Source organism: Nonomuraea terrae, from assembly GCF_044465245.1.
GTDB classification, from domain to species: Bacteria; Actinomycetota; Actinomycetes; order Streptosporangiales; family Streptosporangiaceae; genus Nonomuraea; species Nonomuraea terrae.
The window spans coordinates 128,545-145,184 of record NZ_JBITLL010000006.1; the positions used below are offsets into that span (position 1 = coordinate 128,545).

Annotated in this window: 19 protein-coding genes and 2 pseudogenes; 19 read left to right on the top strand and 2 right to left on the bottom strand. The window is 68.3% G+C overall.

Annotated elements, in window-relative coordinates; translation table 11 throughout:
* Nucleotides 1-155: 155 nt before the first annotated feature.
* The 13 genes and pseudogenes from ACIBP6_RS29795 (at nt 156) to ACIBP6_RS29855 (ending at nt 11,890) form a co-directional block, all read left to right on the top strand.
* Nucleotides 156-665 (top strand): (2Fe-2S)-binding protein, encoded by a 510-nt coding sequence (locus tag ACIBP6_RS29795; protein ID WP_397057208.1) that lies wholly within the window; start codon nt 156-158, stop codon nt 663-665.
* On the top strand, nt 662-1,648 hold the full coding sequence (locus tag ACIBP6_RS29800; protein ID WP_397057209.1) for an FAD binding domain-containing protein: 987 nt from the start codon (nt 662-664) through the stop codon (nt 1,646-1,648). The genes ACIBP6_RS29795 and ACIBP6_RS29800 overlap by 4 nt, the downstream gene beginning before the upstream one ends.
* The gene (locus ACIBP6_RS29805; RefSeq protein ID WP_397057210.1) at nt 1,645-3,906 is read left to right on the top strand and encodes a xanthine dehydrogenase family protein molybdopterin-binding subunit; all 2,262 of its coding nucleotides are present in this window, start codon (nt 1,645-1,647) and stop codon (nt 3,904-3,906) included. Before ACIBP6_RS29800 ends, ACIBP6_RS29805 begins: the two co-directional genes overlap by 4 nt.
* Before the next feature lie 270 nt (nt 3,907-4,176).
* A complete protein-coding gene (locus ACIBP6_RS29810; protein WP_397057211.1) occupies nt 4,177-5,319 on the top strand; it encodes a Kelch repeat-containing protein in 1,143 nt (380 codons plus the stop codon).
* A 633-nt stretch (nt 5,320-5,952) separates the two neighbouring features.
* Nucleotides 5,953-6,516: a dihydrofolate reductase family protein gene (locus ACIBP6_RS29815; RefSeq protein WP_397057212.1), complete on the top strand. Its 564-nt coding sequence runs from the start codon at nt 5,953-5,955 to the stop codon at nt 6,514-6,516.
* Between the two features lie 406 nt (nt 6,517-6,922).
* Nucleotides 6,923-7,084, top strand: a pseudogene (locus ACIBP6_RS29820) (tyrosine-type recombinase/integrase); the annotation flags it as partial.
* A 396-nt stretch (nt 7,085-7,480) separates the two neighbouring features.
* Entirely contained in the window at nt 7,481-7,816 is a 336-nt protein-coding gene (locus ACIBP6_RS29825) for a hypothetical protein (RefSeq protein ID WP_397057213.1), read from the top strand.
* Nucleotides 7,810-8,442, top strand: coding sequence for an HAD family hydrolase (locus ACIBP6_RS29830; protein ID WP_397057214.1), 633 nt, complete (start codon nt 7,810-7,812; stop codon nt 8,440-8,442). The genes ACIBP6_RS29825 and ACIBP6_RS29830 overlap by 7 nt, the downstream gene beginning before the upstream one ends.
* A gap of 61 nt (nt 8,443-8,503) precedes the next feature.
* Nucleotides 8,504-9,514, top strand: coding sequence for a helix-turn-helix domain-containing protein (locus ACIBP6_RS29835; protein WP_397057215.1), 1,011 nt, complete (start codon nt 8,504-8,506; stop codon nt 9,512-9,514).
* 536 nt (nt 9,515-10,050) lie between these two features.
* Nucleotides 10,051-10,326: a hypothetical protein gene (locus ACIBP6_RS29840; RefSeq protein ID WP_397057216.1), complete on the top strand. Its 276-nt coding sequence runs from the start codon at nt 10,051-10,053 to the stop codon at nt 10,324-10,326.
* A complete protein-coding gene (locus ACIBP6_RS29845) occupies nt 10,319-10,564 on the top strand; it encodes a hypothetical protein (RefSeq protein ID WP_397057217.1) in 246 nt (81 codons plus the stop codon). The genes ACIBP6_RS29840 and ACIBP6_RS29845 overlap by 8 nt, the downstream gene beginning before the upstream one ends.
* Nucleotides 10,565-10,774: 210 nt before the next feature.
* Nucleotides 10,775-11,200, top strand: a complete 426-nt coding sequence (locus ACIBP6_RS29850) for a hypothetical protein (protein WP_397057218.1) — start codon at nt 10,775-10,777, stop codon at nt 11,198-11,200.
* Between the two features lie 192 nt (nt 11,201-11,392).
* Nucleotides 11,393-11,890 (top strand): hypothetical protein, encoded by a 498-nt coding sequence (locus tag ACIBP6_RS29855; RefSeq protein ID WP_397057219.1) that lies wholly within the window; start codon nt 11,393-11,395, stop codon nt 11,888-11,890.
* A 187-nt stretch (nt 11,891-12,077) separates the two neighbouring features.
* On the opposite strand, the gene ACIBP6_RS29860 is transcribed toward ACIBP6_RS29855, so the two are convergent.
* Complete coding sequence (locus ACIBP6_RS29860) at nt 12,078-12,614, bottom strand: hypothetical protein (RefSeq protein ID WP_397057220.1); 537 nt, start codon at nt 12,612-12,614, stop codon at nt 12,078-12,080.
* Here ACIBP6_RS29860 and ACIBP6_RS29865 point away from each other — a divergent pair.
* On the top strand, nt 12,602-12,931 hold the full coding sequence (locus ACIBP6_RS29865) for a hypothetical protein (protein WP_397057221.1): 330 nt from the start codon (nt 12,602-12,604) through the stop codon (nt 12,929-12,931). The genes ACIBP6_RS29860 and ACIBP6_RS29865 overlap by 13 nt on opposite strands.
* Nucleotides 12,924-13,184 carry a tyrosine-type recombinase/integrase gene (locus tag ACIBP6_RS29870; RefSeq protein ID WP_397057933.1) on the top strand — a complete coding sequence of 87 codons (261 nt, stop codon included), beginning with the start codon at nt 12,924-12,926 and terminating at the stop codon, nt 13,182-13,184. The genes ACIBP6_RS29865 and ACIBP6_RS29870 overlap by 8 nt, the downstream gene beginning before the upstream one ends.
* Before the next feature lie 378 nt (nt 13,185-13,562).
* Here ACIBP6_RS29870 and ACIBP6_RS29875 read toward each other — a convergent pair.
* Nucleotides 13,563-13,634: pseudogene (locus ACIBP6_RS29875) on the bottom strand (hypothetical protein); the annotation flags it as partial.
* 207 nt (nt 13,635-13,841) lie between these two features.
* Between ACIBP6_RS29875 and ACIBP6_RS29880 the strand changes: the two are divergent.
* From ACIBP6_RS29880 to ACIBP6_RS29895, 4 genes are all read left to right on the top strand, one after another.
* Nucleotides 13,842-14,225 (top strand): ArsR/SmtB family transcription factor, encoded by a 384-nt coding sequence (locus ACIBP6_RS29880; RefSeq protein ID WP_397057222.1) that lies wholly within the window; start codon nt 13,842-13,844, stop codon nt 14,223-14,225.
* A 12-nt stretch (nt 14,226-14,237) separates the two neighbouring features.
* Nucleotides 14,238-14,885, top strand: coding sequence for an SRPBCC family protein (locus ACIBP6_RS29885; RefSeq protein WP_397057223.1), 648 nt, complete (start codon nt 14,238-14,240; stop codon nt 14,883-14,885).
* Nucleotides 14,885-15,376, top strand: coding sequence for an SRPBCC family protein (locus ACIBP6_RS29890; protein WP_397057224.1), 492 nt, complete (start codon nt 14,885-14,887; stop codon nt 15,374-15,376). The genes ACIBP6_RS29885 and ACIBP6_RS29890 overlap by 1 nt, the downstream gene beginning before the upstream one ends.
* A gap of 580 nt (nt 15,377-15,956) precedes the next feature.
* On the top strand, nt 15,957-16,538 hold the full coding sequence (locus ACIBP6_RS29895) for a tyrosine-type recombinase/integrase (RefSeq protein WP_397057934.1): 582 nt from the start codon (nt 15,957-15,959) through the stop codon (nt 16,536-16,538).
* Nucleotides 16,539-16,640 lie beyond the last annotated feature (102 nt).

Below are 16,640 nucleotides of genomic sequence, written 5' to 3' on the forward strand. Positions count from 1 at the left end.
GTGTGATGTCTTCCCTGCATGTGAATAGCTTGTCCTGCCGATAGGCCGAAGCGCCCTGACCGGCCTGCGAATTCCCAGCGACGCCCGCGCTCATCAGCGTGCCGGCGGATTGCACGACCCTTCTTGCGTACCGATGACTAGCAAGAAAGACCATCATGGAGCAGAAAATCACTCTGCGCGTCGACGGAAAAGAGCGCACGCTCACCATTGACACGCGTACGACATTGCTGGACGCACTGCGCGAACGCCTCGGCGTCACCAGCCCCAAAAAGGGCTGCGACCACGGGCAGTGCGGGGCGTGCACGGTCATGCTCGACGGCCGGCGGGTGACCAGTTGCCTGGTGCTCGCGGTGGCCAACGACGGTGCCGAGGTCGTCACGGCCGCCGGTCTGGCGCATGGCGACGACCTGCATCCCGTCCAGCGGTCGTTCATCGCCGAGGACGCCTTCCAGTGCGGCTACTGCACGCCCGGCCAGATCGTCTCCGCGGTCGCGATGCTGCGCGAGGCGGAGGAGGGCTGGCCGAGCGTGGTGAGCGAGGACCTCGACGCCGACCGGGTCGTGCTCGACCGCGAGGAGATCGCCGAGCGGATGAGCGGCAACCTGTGCCGGTGCGCGGCGTACGTCAACATCGTGTCGGCGATCGAGAAGGTGGCGCGATCATGAAGCCTTTCGCCTACGAACGCCCCGTGGACGTGTCGTCGGCGGTCACGACGGTGGCCGGCCGCCCCGAGGCGAGCTTCCTCGCGGGCGGCACGAACCTCGTCGACCTGATGAAGATGGAGGTGCTGACGCCCGAACTGCTGGTCGACGTCCGGCACCTCGTCTCCCGTCGGATCGAGACGCTGCCCGGGGGCGGCCTGCGGATCGGCGCCGGTGTGTCCAACAACGAGCTGGCCGCCGACCGGCGGATCCGGCGCCGCTACCCGGTGTTGTCCCAGGCGCTGCTCGCGGGGGCCTCGTATCAGCTGCGCAACCTCGCCACGGTCGGCGGCAACTTCCTGCAGCGCACGCGCTGCCCCTACTTCCGCGACGTCACCATGCCGTGCAACAAGCGGGAGCCCGGCACGGGCTGCGCCGCCCGCGACGGTCACCAGCGCGACCTCGCCGTCCTCGGCGCCTCCGACTCCTGCGTCGCCACGCATCCGTCCGACATGGCGGTGGCCATGGCCGCGCTCGACGCGGTCGTCCACACCGTCGGGCCTGCCGGCGAGCGGTCGATCCAGGTCAACGAGCTGTACCGGTCGCCGGCCGACGGGCCCGAGCGCGACACCGTGCTGGAGCGCGGCGAGCTCATCACCGCCGTCGAGCTGCCGGCCTCGCCGGTGGCGGCCACGTCTCGCTACCGCAAGGTGAGAGACCGCGCCTCCTACGCCTTCGCGCTGGTGTCCGTCGCCGCCGCGCTGGAAGTGCGGGACGGCTCCGTGACCGAGGTGCGCCTCGCTCTCGGCGGCGTGGCGCACAAGCCGTGGCGGGCGGCCACGGCCGAACGCGCGCTGCTCGGCCGGCCCGCGACCGAGGCGAACTTCCGCGCCGCCGCCGAGGCGGAGCTGGCCGCAGCGCAGGCGCTGGCGGGCAACGCGTTCAAGGTGCCGCTCGCCCGCAACACCGTCGTCAGCATGCTGCGCACCCTTACGGAGGAGGCATGACCAGCGTGAACGAGACCAGCGAGCCTTCTCGCCGAGCCGTGCTCAAGGCCGGGGTCGGCGGTCTGGGCGCCGCCATGTTGCCGTCCATGGCCGAACCGGCCCACGCCGCAGGCCCGGCCACGGTTCCGACCGCCGTGGGTGGTGGCGCCCCCGGCGGCATCGGCGCGGCGCTCAAGCGCGTGGAGGGCCCGCTGAAGGTACGCGGAGCGGCCACGTACGCCTTCGAGTGGCCGGTCGAGAACCCGGCTTACCTGTATCCGCTGCTCTCCACGATCGCCTCCGGCCGGATCACCGCGGTCGACGCGGACGACGCGCTGGCCGAGCCCGGCGTGATCGGCGTGCTGACCCATATGAACGCTCCCCGACTGGCCTGGGCCGACGAGCCGGAGGTCGCGCTCCTGCAGTCGGACAAGGTCGCCTACCACGGGCAGATCGTCGGCGCGGTCATCGCCGACAGCATCGAGACCGCTCGGTACGCGGCCGGACTGGTCAAGCTCGAGTACGCCACGGAACCGGTCGACGTCGACCTGCGGGCCGACCGCGACGACCTCCGCAAACCCGAGCACGCCCAGGGCTTCGGCCAGCTTCCCGGGGACCTCATGAACGGCTCGCCCGCCGACACGGCCGTCGGCGACTTCGCGGCCGGGATGGCCTCGGCGGTCCACCGGGTGGACGCCACCTACACGACCCCCGTTCAGCACCACAATCCCATGGAGCCGCACGCCGCCGTCGCTGCCTGGACCGACGACGAGATCACGCTCTACTGCGGCTCGCAGGGCGTCTCCACCCCTCAGGAACTGCTGACGAGGGCATTCGGACTGCCGCCGGGGCGCCTGCGGCTGATCTCTCCGTACGTCGGCGGCGCGTTCGGCTCGAAGGACTTCTCCGCGCTGTGGGGCACGCTGGCGCTCATGGGTGCGCAGCTCGTCCCCGGCCGGCCGGTGAAGCTCGCCTTCACCCGGCAGCAGATGTTCACGCTGGTGGGCCACCGCCCGGCGTCCATCCAGCGCGTCCAGCTCGGCGCCGACGCCGCCGGCACGCTCGTGGCGATCTCGCACGACGCCGTCCAGGAGACGGCCAAGGCCAAGCAGTACGCCGAGCAGACGGTGCAGGCCAGCCGGTCCATGTACGCCGCGCCCAACCGGCGGACGAGCACGCGGATCGCCCTGCTGGATGTCCCCGTTCCGACGATCATGCGTGGTCCCGGTGAGGCCACGGGCATGTTCGCGCTGGAGTCGGCGATGGACGAGCTCGCCGTCAAGCTGGGCATGGATCCGATCGAGCTCCGCCTCCGCAACGAGCCGGAGACCCATCCGGAGACCGGGCAGCCGTTCTCCAGCCGCCACCTGGCGAAGTGCTTCGAGGAAGGCGCCCGCCGGTTCGGCTGGAAGCACCGTGACAAGAAACCACGGGCGCGCAGGAAGGACGGCTGGCTGATCGGGACCGGCGTGGCCGCCGCGACCTACCCGTCGCCCCGCCTGCCAGGTAGCACCGCCTCCGCCCGCCTCGACAAGAACGGCCGCTACACCGTACGCATCGCCGCCGCCGACATCGGCACCGGCACCTGGACGACGCTCGCCCAGATCGCCGCCGAGGCGCTGGGCGTCCCCATCGACCGCGTGACCCTCCAGATCGGCGACTCCGCATACCCGCGTGCGTCCAGCGGAGGCTTCTCCTCGGGCATGAACAGCTGGGGCACGACGATCTACGCGGCCGCACGCGCCCTGCACACGGCCCTGGACGAGAACGGCGGCGCGGTCCCGCCCGAAGGACTGCAGGTCACGGTCGGCATGCCCGACGACCCGAAGCTGAAGCAGTACGAGTTCGGCAGCTACGGCGCCCAGTTCGCCGAGGTCCGGGTGCACGAGGACACCGGCGAGGTACGCGTGCCGCGCCTGCTGGGCGTGTTCGACGTGGGCCGGGTCATCAACCCGGTGACAGCCCGCTCGCAGTTGCTCGGCGGCATGACCTGGGGCCTTTCCATGACGCTGCACGAGGAGACCGCGATCGACCACCGCTACGGGAACTTCGTCAACAACGACCTGGGCGGATACCACTTCGCGGCCAACGCCGACGTGGGCTCGATCGAGGTGCACATGCTGGGCGAACGCGACTCGCACATCAACCCGATGGGGTCCAAGGGCGCGGGCGAGATCGGCATCATCGGCACGGCGGCGGCCATCGCCAACGCGGCCTACGACGCCACCGGCATCCGCGTCCGCGACCTCCCTCTCACCCTGGACAAGCTCCTCCGTTGACCATGGGAGTTCGCTTCGACGCCCGGGCGCTCCATATGCCACGGGAAAAGCCCGCCAGCCGCAATCTCGACAAGACCGCGCAGCATGGAGGTCGCCGTCAAGTGATGACCACCTCAGCGACGAAGCCATTGACGGAACGGTCGTCGTCCGATGCCGACAAGAACCCGGCTGCGCAACCATCGACATAGCGACCGGAAATGCAAATCGGCCATTAGTCGACGACTTTCATCCACAACGACATAACTCGCGACCAGTACGAGGAGGAACCTTATGGATTTCCCCCAGCCCCTCGGACGACACACCGACAGTGTCGCGTCGCACACCCCCGCCCGAATGGCGCGCCGGACCGCTGCGGTAGCCGCCGGCCTGATCCTGACTTCGGCGCTGGGGCTGCACACCGACGTGGCCCAGGCGCACCCCGGCCACCCGGGGCGTTCCACAGAGCCGACACCCGGCGCGACCGCGCCGGTGTACACCCACGGCTGGAAGCCGCTGAAGCCCATAGCCGGCGGCCCGCGGCAGGAGCACAGCGTCGCAACGATCGGCAAGGACGTCTACATTGTTGGCGGCATTCGGCCCGACGAAGCCGGTGGGGTCACCACCGTCCCCGATGTGGAGGTCTACGACACCCGGCGGAACACCTGGCGCCGGGCGGCTCCGCTACCGGTGGCCATGAACCATCCGAACCTGGCGGCGGTCGGCGGCAAGCTCTATGTCCTCGGTGGCCTGTCCGGCGGTGCTTCTTGGCAGGCGCTGCGCGACAGCTATGTCTACGAACCCACGAAGAACACGTGGACCCCGCTGCCCCCGATGCCCGAGGGCAGCGAGCGAGGGAGCGCCGCCGTAGGCGTGTACGGCACGCGCATTCACCTCGCCGGCGGCATGCGCACCCTGACCCCCGGCCCCGGCGGCCTTCAGGACACGGTGGCCACGGTCGACACCTACGACATCACCACCGGTCGCTGGTCCAGCCTGCCTGACCTGCCCGAGGCCCGCGATCACGTGGGTGGCGCGGTCATCGACCACACCCTGTACGTGCTCGGCGGCCGCGACCGAGGCCAGCTCAATGTGCGTGACACCGTCTACTCCCTCGACCTGCGCGGCGGCCGGTGGGTCGAACGCGCCCCGATGCCAACCCCGCGTGGCGGTATCGCGGCCGCCGCCGTCAACGGGGTGATCTACACCTTCGGCGGGGAGGGCAACGTGGTCGACGGCGTGCACACCGTCTTCGACCAGACAGAGGCCTACGACACCCGCCGCGACCGGTGGCTGCGGTTGGCCCCCATGCCGGTGCCACGACACGGAACCGCAGCCGCCACTGTCGGGGACACCATCTACATCCCCGGCGGAGGCAACCGCGCCGGCGGCGCCCCGATGGATGTCAACGACGCCTACCGTCCCAGCATTCGCTGAGCCCATGGCCCTGGTGCCGGTCCACGGACCGGCCGGTACCAGGGCCGACAGAGGGAATGCCTGACTCGGCCGCGAACTCGGCAGTGAAGACGCCCATGACATCGTCGGTACCGAGGTGGCAGACCTCGGTCGGCGGCCATTCCGCCGGGCTCCCGACGGCCATCCACACGGCCTTCTCCCACGAGCACAACCTGATCGCGTCCGGAGGTCGCTCTCCGGGTCTTGGGACCAGGCGATATCGACGCGGGTGAGTTTTTCTGCCGACGAGGCTCGACCAGCGTGGGCGATCGGTCACGTCCACCGCCGCCGACCTGCCCGGCTCCTCGATCATCCGCAGGTGAGCGGTCATCGGCTCAGGGAAGACTTCAACCCCGAAGTGGTCGAAGCTGCTGCTCCACCGCTTTTCTGCTGTCCACGACGCCGTTGCTATGACGCCTCGAAGATCAATAGGGCCTCTCCCGAGCTCTTGGAGAGGCCCAGTAGACCCGGCATCGATGACTTCCGGGCGCCAGCGCCGTCTGAAGCACTGACGACAGGCCACAGAGGCCGCGGCCACGCGCGCTGCGGCCCGGGACACGCACGTCCCCTAGCAAGCACGGCCCCCAGACGACGCGAGACCACGGAGTTCTGATCATGAGGAAGCTGATAGCGACAGTGTTCAACTACTCCCTCGACGGCTTCCTCGCCGACGAGGGCACCGAATTCTGGAAGTTCTGCTTCGACCTGCCCGAGAACCGTGAGCCCGACACCCCTGCGCATCTCGACTTTCTCCAGAGCGCGTACGCCCACCTCATGGGTCGCACCGCTTACGAGAGCATCGCCGAGTCCATGACGACGTCCACCGACCACCCGTTCGCCGACATCCTGAACGCCGGGCGCAAGGTCGTCTTCTCCCGGACCCTGAAGACGGCCGACTGGGCCAACACCACTATCGCCGCTGGTGACACGACAGAGGAGATCGACAAACTCAGGCTGGACGGCGACGGCCACATCGTGGTCTGGGGCGGAGTCAGCCTCTGGCGGTCGCTCATGCGGCTCGACCTGATCGACGAGGTCCAGCTGAGCATGTTCCCCTACGTTGCGGGCGAGGGCACCCGGCTGTTCGACGGCGTCCCCAAGTCCTACCAGCTCGACCTGGTCTCCAGCACCGCCTCCAGCAACGGGATCGTATATCTGCAGTACCGGCGACACCGCTAGCCCAGCGACCGGACATGCACAACGAGCGGCAGTCCGCGAGCCCCGCCACCAGTCTGAGCGTTCACGACCCGACTCGAACCAACCAGCGACGCCGGCGGCATCGCCGCGATCGACAGCGGCAAGTAGACACCGAGGCTCAAAGCCCATTACTCCTCGGGGCATTGCCCGCGTTTCCGGTGATCCAGGGTGAGGAGCGAACCCTGCGTACGGTGTCCAGCCATGTAGTGGCGATCGTGGTGCGGCGGCGTGGCACGTTTCGGCCGGTACGGCGGGCGGCACGCGGTGCCCGGCCCGGCATCCCGCCGCCGTCCGGGATCGGCCCCCAGGCCGCACGCCCGGACGGCGGGCGGGCGGAGGACCGGGGGTACGGCGGCGCGCCGCGCCGCCGCTCGACAACGCGAGGCACACCGCAGCCACCCTGTTGATAGAGCAGGGCGTCCACATCCGAGTCGCCCAGGAGATCCACGGCCACACCCGGGTCACCACCGAGCGCTACACCCACGTATCCACACCTCTGATGCGCGATGCGGGGGAACGGCTGGCCTCCGCTCTCTGGGGAGATCCGTAGGCGTTGCAACTAAGACTGCAACCATGGCGCCCGTGAAGATCAGAAAGGTCCTCTCCCCGAGTTCGGGAAGAGGGCCCTTCGCCTGCGGAGGATCGGGGATTTGAACCCCGGATGGCCGGTAAGACCAAACCGCATTAGCAGTCCCCTAAAGGCAATGACCGACCATTGCCGAACAAGATCCTCTGTTTCTAATCCTGCAGCTCACAACGGTTTACCAATGCCATTTATGACCGCCCAAGACTGACGATTGCCGGTCTTTATGGTCCGGCAATGGTCCGGCACGCTATCGTCATGGTCCACAACGAAAGCGGGCCCGCCCGGTGCGCGAACACCTGACGGACCCTTGATCATCACCTGTGACACCAGGAGGACGATCCAATGCCGCAGTTTACTGCGATGCCGAACGCTGCCGTCGGCACTTGCCGGCCATGGTGCGCCGATCACGTCGACGCCACCCCGCGCGGCCGCCAGGCCGACCCGGCCGACCAGCTGTGCCAGCGCATCCGGACCTCGCCGGCGTACGGCGAGATCCTCATGACCCACAGCGCCGGGCAGGGCACGACCATCGCGCTCTACAACACCCGCGAGGAACTCACCCCGGCCGAGGCCGAGCAGCTGGCGCACGCACTGCTGCAGGAGGTCGCAGCCGCCCGCGCTGCCAGCTCTGGCTGCCCCAGTCCCGGGCAGCACGTGGGCGCTCCGGGGCCAGCCCATAAGCTCGGCGAGTGCTGACCTTTGCATTCGACGTCGGAGAGACCATCGTCCGTGACGACCGCTACTGGGCTTCCTGGGCTGACTGGCTCGGCCTCTCCCGCCACACGGTCTCCGCGCTCGTGGGCGCCGTGGTGGCTCAAGGGCGGGACAACGCAGACGCCCTTCGCTTGCTGGTCCCTGGCATTGACCTCGACGCCGAGTATGCAGCTCGTGAAGCGGCCGGCCGCGGCGAGCGCATCGAGGAGGAAGACCTGTACCCGGACGTGCGTCCGGCACTGGCTGCGCTGCGAGCAGCCGGGCACCGTGTGCTCATCGCCGGCAACCAGACCGCCCGCGCCGGCGAGCTCCTGCGCTCCCTTGATCTGCCGGTCGACGGGATCGCCACGTCGGGCGAGTGGGGCGTCGCAAAGCCTGGCCCTGCGTTCTTCACCCGCTTGACCGAGTACGCCGAGACTACGCCGGACCGGATCGTGTACGTAGGCGACCACCCGGCAAACGACGTCACGCCCGCCAAGGCCGCCGGCCTGCAGGCCGCACACATCCGCCGCGGGCCATGGGGGCACCTGTGGGCCGAGCACCCGGTCGCCGCCGCGGCCGACTGGCGGATCAACACGCTTACCGAGCTGACCACCATCTCGGGCTAACTCTGGGCAGGTCAGTGACCAGCTCGCTACAGTCCGAGAAGAGCCTCGTACTGGAGTCCTCATGCCCTCAGCGCCTCACGGCGGGCTAGGCCGGCGCATCGCCTATTACCGGAGCGTCGCCCGTCTCACGCAGCAGCGGTTGGCCGACGCCGCCAGCATCCACATCGGCACACTGCAGAAGATTGAGCGCGGAGCCCGGGGCGCCAGCGACAGCATCGTGGAGTCGATCGCCGCCGCCCTCGGCGTCGACCCGTCTCTGCTCATGGCGGACCGCGCCCAGGCCGGCTCTCGCATCCACGCGGCCATCCCCGCCATGTCCGCAGCCATCGCCGCCTACGACGTGCCCGATGACGGCCCTGTCCGGCCAGTGCCGCAGCTGCGCGACGCCGTCACCGAGGCCGTGACGTGGCGGGTGGGCGCCCAGTACGTGCAGATCGTCCGTCGCATGCCGGATCTCCTCAGCGAACTGTTCCGTGCCCTGCAGATCGCGCCTTCCGAGCAGCATGCGGAGATCGCTCGGCTGACCGCGTCAGCTCTGCGAAGCGCCGACGCGGTGGCCTACAAGTTCGGCGCCTACGACTTGAGCGCGAGACTCATCGACCTCATGCGCTGGGCCGCCCAGCAGGCGAACGATCCGATCCTCTCGGCCGCGTGCGCCTACGTCCGCACGGAGACCTTCTTTGCCGCCGACGCCCACGGCCAGGGCCTGCGTGCTCTGGTCGCCGCCATCGACCAGGCCGCGCCGCCGGCCGATGTGACAGCCACAGCCGCGCTCGGAGCGCTGCACATGCGCGAGGCCGTCATCGCCGGTCGCGGTGGCGACGTCGACGCCGCAGACCTGCACCTTGCCGAGGCCCGCAGGCTCGGCGACCAGGTGCCAGAAGCGGTGTACGCGGGCACTGCCTTCGGGCCTCACTCCGTACGCATCCACGAGGTGTCCGTCGCCGTCAGCCTGGGCAGCGAGCACGTCAACCGCGCCCTCGAGATCGCACGCGAGTGGGCGCCCCCGGGCGAGCTGCCTGCCGAACGACGCTCCGGCTTCTACATCGAGCTGGCCCGCGCCCAACTCTGATCGTGGCTCCCCGACGACGCGTTCGAGAGCCTCAAAGTCGCCCGGAAGATCGCGCCACAGCACACCCGCGATCATCGCTGGGTGCGTGAGGACGCCGCGACGCTGCGCCGGCTGAAGCGCGCCGACGCCGAAACCCTCACCAGCTTCGCCGAATGGTGCCACGCCACCTGAGGTAACCCACGCTGGGTCACTTACATCGGCGCAAGCCCTGCACCATCTGGACTGTCACGACGACGGCCACAGATGGGATCGCTCATGACGACGTCAGTGCCGCCTGCGCCGATCCCCGTGCGCGACACGATCAGCATTGCGCGCCTGCACGGCTTGGCCTGCTTGTACTGCGGCGCAGTGAACAAACTGCAGCCCGCCGGCGAGGTGCTGCACCGAGGTCGGTCCTGGCCCGTCGTCGCCTGCGACACCCACGTCCATCGCTCTGCGCCCCTGGACCGGACGACGTCACCGCCGGCCCAGGGACTTGATCAGGAAGTGAGGTCCTGACCCATGACCGACCATATCTCTGGACACCGGGACGGCCGATGAGCGTTCAGGCCGACGACGTCCTTTTCGCCTGGTCCGCACGTGATCACAGTGGCGAGGGTTCATGCGGTGTCACGGACGAGCCCGGGCTCGCCGAGAAAAGGCTGCACGCCGCACTCGACGCCCTCCGTCCCGGTGCTGTCGGGGTTGTCGAACTGGTGCGTCTGGACTGGGACGCCCGCCAGCCGTCCTATGTGCACGGCGCCGTTGTTCTTCGGTCCCGCCGCAAGGCACGAGGGCCCGGGATCTCCGCCGTGGTGATCGGCCGTGGCTGAGGTTGTGGAGAATCAGCGCGACCGTCTGCTGCATGCGCTGGAGATGACGTATCCCGGCTGGAACATCACCGTCGAGGACGGTTGGTGGATCGCTGAGCTGTGCGGGCCGCTGACGCCGCAGCTGTCGAAAGCTGGCGTTGTCCTGTACGTCAGGCGCACTGACGGCGTGGCGCTCGGCGCCGCGCTGTCACAGCAGGCGGCCCGGCGGCACAGCGTCGGACCCTGCACCTTCGTATAGCGGCCCGGTCGGGCGGACGGCCCCCGCCCGCGTGCGCCTACCCCATGGATACCGCCGGGCCGGGGCCGCTCCAAACGTCCGGCCGGGATTCCCACGTCCCGGCCGGACCAGGCCCCCCGCGACGCTTCTCCGGGCGATGCGGGGGGCCGCCCCACAGATACGCCCCTCACCGTCCCGTTCCTGTCCCTGTCCCTGTCCCTGGAGACCATCGTGATCAGCGCGACGAACGAGTACGTGCACAGCGACGTTCATGAGACGGTCGCGCACCACCTGGGCGACGGCCGGTGGGTTGTCTCGGACATGCCCGGCCTGCTCATCGACCGGCCCGCCGCCATCCGGCACGTCATGTGGAAGGAAATCGAGAGGGGCAGACAGATCATGTACGAGCAGGCCCGCGAGCCGTTCACACCCGAGAGAGCCCGCGCGAAGGTTCAGGCGCTGCTGGCCGAGGCCCGAGCGGTGCTCGCGGTCGGCGGCCCCGTAACCGACCCGTGGCTCTCGGCCCGCATGGACGAGGCGAACTATCGACGAGGTCCTCGTCGGTGCCCCTTGATGCTGCGATCACAGGGGAGGCTACGCCGCCTTACCAGGGCCAGGGCACGGCCGAGCAGTCGGCTGGGCGCAGTTGTCCCTTAAACCCGCCACTCGTAGATCTAGTGTCCGATATAGCAATTCGGGTCTTTGGGCAACAATTGCCCTAATCTCCGACTGCGCGAAATTCGGGAAGGGTACTTCATGTCTGGGCAGGTATCTATGCGAGCGGAAAGCTGTAAAAGTGCAGCAGAACCGCGCATGCATTGACTTCCTAGCCAGACAGGAGGAAATAGCATGGCGAAGCCGATCTTCGCATCATGGGCGCATGGCGTCAGCGCCGAAGTGGAACCGCCACATGATCCCGCCGGACACGATGTGCCCATGCAGCCCGTACTGAAGACGGGGGGTGGCGTAACCTTCACGATTCCGGCCAACACAGGCGTATGGGTTCACATGCCGGTTGCGAGCCCAGTTCATATTCCACAGAATGGCGAGAAGCGAGCCCAGGTCGGAAAGGTGATGCTGCTTTTCGATGCTCGCCAAACGAGTTCGCTCATGCAGATCAAGGTCCATGACGGAGCGTCTCCGGTATGGGACAGCTGGGAAGCGCTCGGGAAAAAGGATATCGCAGTGAGCGGCGAGCATCTGCGGCTCGGCGACGTCAACAGCTTCTTCCCGGGCGATAAAGACGTCCATGTCGGAATCAACATCGCCGCACGCTTTGCCGGCGGCGAGATTGACAGTGCGGTCTACATCGCCGGCTTCGGTGCGGACTTCGTCTACCCACAGTAGATACTCGCCGCGAAGGGGGTGTGAGCCGTACAGCTCACACCCCCGTCGTTTAGCTTCTGCGCCGGCTTTACGCCTCCGAGGTACAGGCCCGCACCCCGATAAGGGGTCAGGTACGCCCTAAGGCGCCCGCTGCTGGCGAGCCTTCGTCTCCTAGCCGATCACAGGATCGCGTTCGCGCAGGTCAGTGTCAAGCATCGCCGCCGGGCATGTCGGCCGACCCGCCTCCGTTGAGCAGCGCCAGCACATCGCCGATCCGGTAGAGCGGCCGGCCGATATCGTCGGCGCCGCGTGAGACGATGCGGCCGCGGTGCGCGTAGCCGCGGATCATGCTCGGCGTCAGGCCCGGCCGGAACGCGTTCAGGGCACGGGCGATCTCCGTAGCGGTGCCGAGGTGATCGGCCACCTGCCGCAGCAGCCACCGCTCCCGCGCCGTCGCGCTGTGGGTGGCCCCGCACGACCGGCACCGGAAGAGCCGGTCACCATGCCGCACATACAGGTCAGCCTCGCACTCGTCGACGCCGCACGGCCCGGCGTACCAGGTCGCCGGCGGCCGGTCGATCGCGCGTCGAGCCTGCCGGATCGCGTCGCCCAGCTCGTCGATCGCCTCGACGAGCGCCTGATGTCCGAGCAGCGCGGCCCGCTGGCGCAGCAGCCACCGCGCCAGGCCGGCCAGCGTGTCCGGTGGGTGGGACGCGGCCGCGGTGCGCCCACGTGCACGACGCATGGTGGCAGACGCGGCACAGCGGCCCGACGCGGGTCTCGTCGACCGCCAGCGTCCGATACCAGCCGACCAGCGCCGAACGCAGGACGCTCATCGCCTGGCGGGCGCGCTCGTCGTACGGCAGCGGCGCCCGCCGGACGGTGAGCCCCACCGGCCTCAAGAGCGAGTCATCCTGGCGGACGGTCGCGCTCGACAGCGCGAACATCGCCCTGTTGTCGAGCTGGCGGGCGCAGCAGGCGCGCGAACGCCTGGCGGCCGGCGCCGACTGGGTGGACACGGGACTGATCTTCACGACGCCCGAGTGGGGAGGCTCTGCCTGAGGAGTACGTCTCCGAGCGATTCGCCGCGATCATCGCCGCTGAGAAGCTGCCGCCGATCCGGTTACATGATCTCCGGCACTGCGCGGCCACGCTCATGCTCGCGGCCGGCGTCGACATGAAGGTGATCAGCGCGACGCTCGGCCACTCGCGCCACAGCTTCACCGCAGACGTCTACACGTCCGTGGTTCCGGATGTCGCGGCGGAAGCGGCCGAGGCGACGGTGGCGATCATTCCGCGGGCCGGGAGAGCATGATCATTAGCGGAATGGTCCGGCAATGGTCCGGCATGGGTCAACTGAAGATCAAAGAGCCCTTCCCCGGAATCTCGGGGAAGGGCTCTGACCTGCGGAGGATCGGGGATTTGAACCCCGGATGGCCGGTAAGACCAAACCGCATTAGCAGCTCGGATCTCGACCGTCCCGGTCGGTTCCACCTGGACCAATACGCTTGACCGGTCCATTCGGAACGGCATGGGACAGCGGTGAACTGCAACCCGAACTGCAACCCGACCCGAGGGCCTCAACCGTCGTAGTCTTCGAACTCCCACTCTCCGATCCGGCCGATCTTCTTGGCGAGTTCGCCCATGTCGGAGCCTCCAGCACTGCTATCCGGTTGCTCAGCCACCTGGCCACCTCGGCGGGATACAGCTCGGGCACGAAGAGCCAATGGCGGCCGATGAGAAAGGGATGCTGCTGCAGCTGATCGGCGAGGGCCGATGGGGTGCAGACGGTGAGCTGAAACCGTTCCTCGCCCGGCTGGCCACGTCGGTCTCACCTGACACCGGATGTCGGTCTCGTTCGACACCAGCATCGATGGGGGGCGTGCCGGGTGTCGATGTGCGTCGGCACCGGGGGTAACGCGGCAGTACCAGTCCTGACTTATATAAGTCGGATCTGGTACTCTTCTGGTTCGTGCACGCGTTCGACATTCTCGGCGACCCGGTGCGCCGGCGCATTCCGGAGCTGCTCGCCGAGGGTGAGCAGACCTCTGGGGCGATCACGGACGTGATCCGGGCTGAGTTCGCACTGTCCCAGCCGGCTGTTTCCCAGCATCTTCGCGTTCTGCGTGAGAACGGGTTCGCGTCGGTCCGGGCCGAGGGGGCTCGCCGGTTCTATGCCGTCGACCCGACGTCGCTAAGCGAGGTTGACGTGTGGTTGGACCGGTTTCGCGGGTTCTGGGATCAGCGTCTCGATGCCCTGGGCACTGAGTTGGCCCGAGGCAGGCGTGCATCCCGGTCCCGGGCTGGCCAGCAGCCTGACACGGCACCGACGTCGGCAAGGCCGATCCGCCAGTGAAAGGAACATGACATGAAGGACGTGCTGGACGAACTGGCCGCTGCGCGCCGGACGATGGGCACAGCGACCCTGCCCGCCGGTGACGCGTACACGATGGAGTTGCGGCGTCGCTACGACGCGCCGGTCGACGACGTGTGGAACGCCATCACCGACCCTGAGCGGCTGGGCCGTTGGTTGAAGTCGGTCACCGGAGACCTGCGGCTCGGCGGGTCGTTCGAGTTGGACGGCGGTGAGCACGGGGAGATCCTCCGGTGCGAGCCGCCGCGTCTGCTGCGGGTGTCCTGGCTCTTCGGGCCGGACGCCGACGAGTGGCCGGGCACGAGCGAGGTCGAGGTGCGCCTGTCCCCGGGCCCTGCCGGGGACACCGAGCTTGAACTGGTCCATGCAGCGGCCGTCGGGGAGCCCATGTTCCCGACCTACGGCCCCGGTGCTGGCGGTGTGGGCTGGGACCTGCATCTCCTCACCCTGACCCGGTTCCTGGCAGACGGCGAGACCCTCGATCACGAGGAGTTCCAGACCTCGCCCACGGGGCGCGAGTTCGTGCGGCGCAGCGCTGCGGCATGGGGCGAAGCTCACCTGGCCGCCGGTGGCGATCCGGATCACGTGGCGGCCGCCGTCAAGGCCACCACCGCGTTCTACGCCCCCGGAGGGAACGCTTGATGAAGTACACCACCTCGATCGAGATCGCCCTGCCGCGGGAGAAGGTGCTCCAGATGCTCGCGGACCCGGCGCACATGCCGAAGTGGCTGCGGGGCCTGGTGCTGCACGAGCCGGTGGACGGAGCGCACGGCCAGCTCGGCACCACCTCGCGAGTCGTGTTTCAAATGGGGAAGCAGAGGATGGAGGCCACCGAGACCATCACGCGCCTGGAACCTGAAGACCTGCACGCCATCCCCAGTTCTGTCGTCGTGCACTACGACCGCGAGATCGCCGGCGAGGGCATGTGGCAGGCCCAGCGCGACCGGCTGATCGCAGCCGGTCCGGACACCACGCTGTGGGAGAGCGAGAGCGAATTCCGGTTCGACGGATTGCTGGTGCGACTGGTGGGGCTGGTAATGCCTGGCTCTTTCCGCAAGCAGTCGCAGCAGCACATGGAGGACTTCAAGGCGTTCGCCGAGCACGGGACGGACGTCCGCCAAGGGACGAACTGATCTGCCACTGAGTTGGGTCTGAGCATCATGGCTCGCGCACCCACCTCACGCGTCGACCTGTACGCCGCGATCCGACGCGACGCCAAGGCGGGGTTGTCCAAGCGCGCTCTGCAGCGCAAGCACGGTGTCGGGGAGAGGATCCCGGCTTGACCGTTACCGGGATGTCATCGACGGCTGGCTGCGAGACGACCTCGACGCACCGAGGAGGCAGCGGCACACCGCGAAGAGAATCTTCGATCGGCTGCTGGACGAGCACGACGCTGCCGGGGTCGTGTCGTACGGGATGGTGCGCGACTACGTCGCCACCCGACGGCGTGAGATCCGCATCGAAGCCGGTCGGGAGCCGGCGAACACGGCAGGGGCGGGTGATCAGTTCTCTGAGAGCGTGTTTGAGAAGATCATCATGGGCGTCGACCGTAGAGATAGAGCCGCTCACCAAGGACGAGGCTCGGCGCATCCTGGATGTGGCAAGAAGCCGCAGGAACGGTGCCCGCTGGTGCGTGGCCCTGGCTCTCGGCCTGCGCCAGGCTCTCGGCCTGCGCTGGTCGTACATCGATCTGACGACCGGCGAGATTCGGGCATGGTTCCAGATCCAGCGGGCGGAGTGTGGCAGCACGGCTGCGACGATCCACACGCCTGTGGAGAGAAGTGGCACCGGAAAGCCTGTAAGAAGAACTGCAAAGATCATCGGCATCTGCGGACCTGCACGGCGAACTGCAAGAAGCGCGCCCACACCTGCTACAGACGTCCCTGCCTGAAGGACTGCACCAGCCATGCGGACAAGTGCCCCAAGCGGTCCGGTGGCGGCCTCGTCCTCCGGCAACGCAAGGGCAAGAGCAAGCTCACCCTCCAGTGTCCACCCGCGCTCCTGGCTCTCCTAACGGCCCACAAGAAGGTGAAGGCGAGGGATCGGTGGACCGACCATGACTTGGTCTTCACGACGCAGCACGGCGGGCCGATCGAGCGTACAGAGGACTGGAAGCAGTGGAAGTCCATCCTCAAGCAGGCCGGCGTACGAGACGCCAGAGTGCACGACGCACGGCACACCGCCGCGACCCTGTTGATAGAGCAGGGCGTCCACATCCGCGTGGTTCAGGAGATCCTCGCCACACGCGGGCGACCACGACGGAGCGCTACACCCACGTGGCGACTCTCCAGATGAGGGACGCCAGCGACCGCATGGACGCGGCCCTGTGGGGCTCGGCCTGAGGGGCAACTGCAACCCGAACTGCACCCCTGACGCCTCAGGAACGACGAAGGCCCT

What these genes read in the sequence shown, in the direction of transcription:
- ACIBP6_RS29795 (WP_397057208.1), top strand. Translation starts at nt 156, where the DNA reads ATGGAGCAGAAAATCACTCTGCGCGTCGACGGAAAAGAGCGCACGCTC.
- ACIBP6_RS29800 (WP_397057209.1), top strand. Translation starts at nt 662, where the DNA reads ATGAAGCCTTTCGCCTACGAACGCCCCGTGGACGTGTCGTCGGCGGTC.
- ACIBP6_RS29805 (WP_397057210.1), top strand. Translation starts at nt 1,645, where the DNA reads ATGACCAGCGTGAACGAGACCAGCGAGCCTTCTCGCCGAGCCGTGCTC.
- ACIBP6_RS29810 (WP_397057211.1), top strand. Translation starts at nt 4,177, where the DNA reads ATGGATTTCCCCCAGCCCCTCGGACGACACACCGACAGTGTCGCGTCG.
- ACIBP6_RS29815 (WP_397057212.1), top strand. Translation starts at nt 5,953, where the DNA reads ATGAGGAAGCTGATAGCGACAGTGTTCAACTACTCCCTCGACGGCTTC.
- ACIBP6_RS29825 (WP_397057213.1), top strand. Translation starts at nt 7,481, where the DNA reads ATGCCGAACGCTGCCGTCGGCACTTGCCGGCCATGGTGCGCCGATCAC.
- ACIBP6_RS29835 (WP_397057215.1), top strand. Translation starts at nt 8,504, where the DNA reads ATGCCCTCAGCGCCTCACGGCGGGCTAGGCCGGCGCATCGCCTATTAC.
- ACIBP6_RS29840 (WP_397057216.1), top strand. Translation starts at nt 10,051, where the DNA reads ATGAGCGTTCAGGCCGACGACGTCCTTTTCGCCTGGTCCGCACGTGAT.
- ACIBP6_RS29855 (WP_397057219.1), top strand. Translation starts at nt 11,393, where the DNA reads ATGGCGAAGCCGATCTTCGCATCATGGGCGCATGGCGTCAGCGCCGAA.
- ACIBP6_RS29860 (WP_397057220.1), bottom strand. Translation starts at nt 12,614, where the DNA reads ATGCGTCGTGCACGTGGGCGCACCGCGGCCGCGTCCCACCCACCGGAC.
- ACIBP6_RS29885 (WP_397057223.1), top strand. Translation starts at nt 14,238, where the DNA reads ATGAAGGACGTGCTGGACGAACTGGCCGCTGCGCGCCGGACGATGGGC.
- ACIBP6_RS29890 (WP_397057224.1), top strand. Translation starts at nt 14,885, where the DNA reads ATGAAGTACACCACCTCGATCGAGATCGCCCTGCCGCGGGAGAAGGTG.
- ACIBP6_RS29895 (WP_397057934.1), top strand. Translation starts at nt 15,957, where the DNA reads ATGGTTCCAGATCCAGCGGGCGGAGTGTGGCAGCACGGCTGCGACGAT.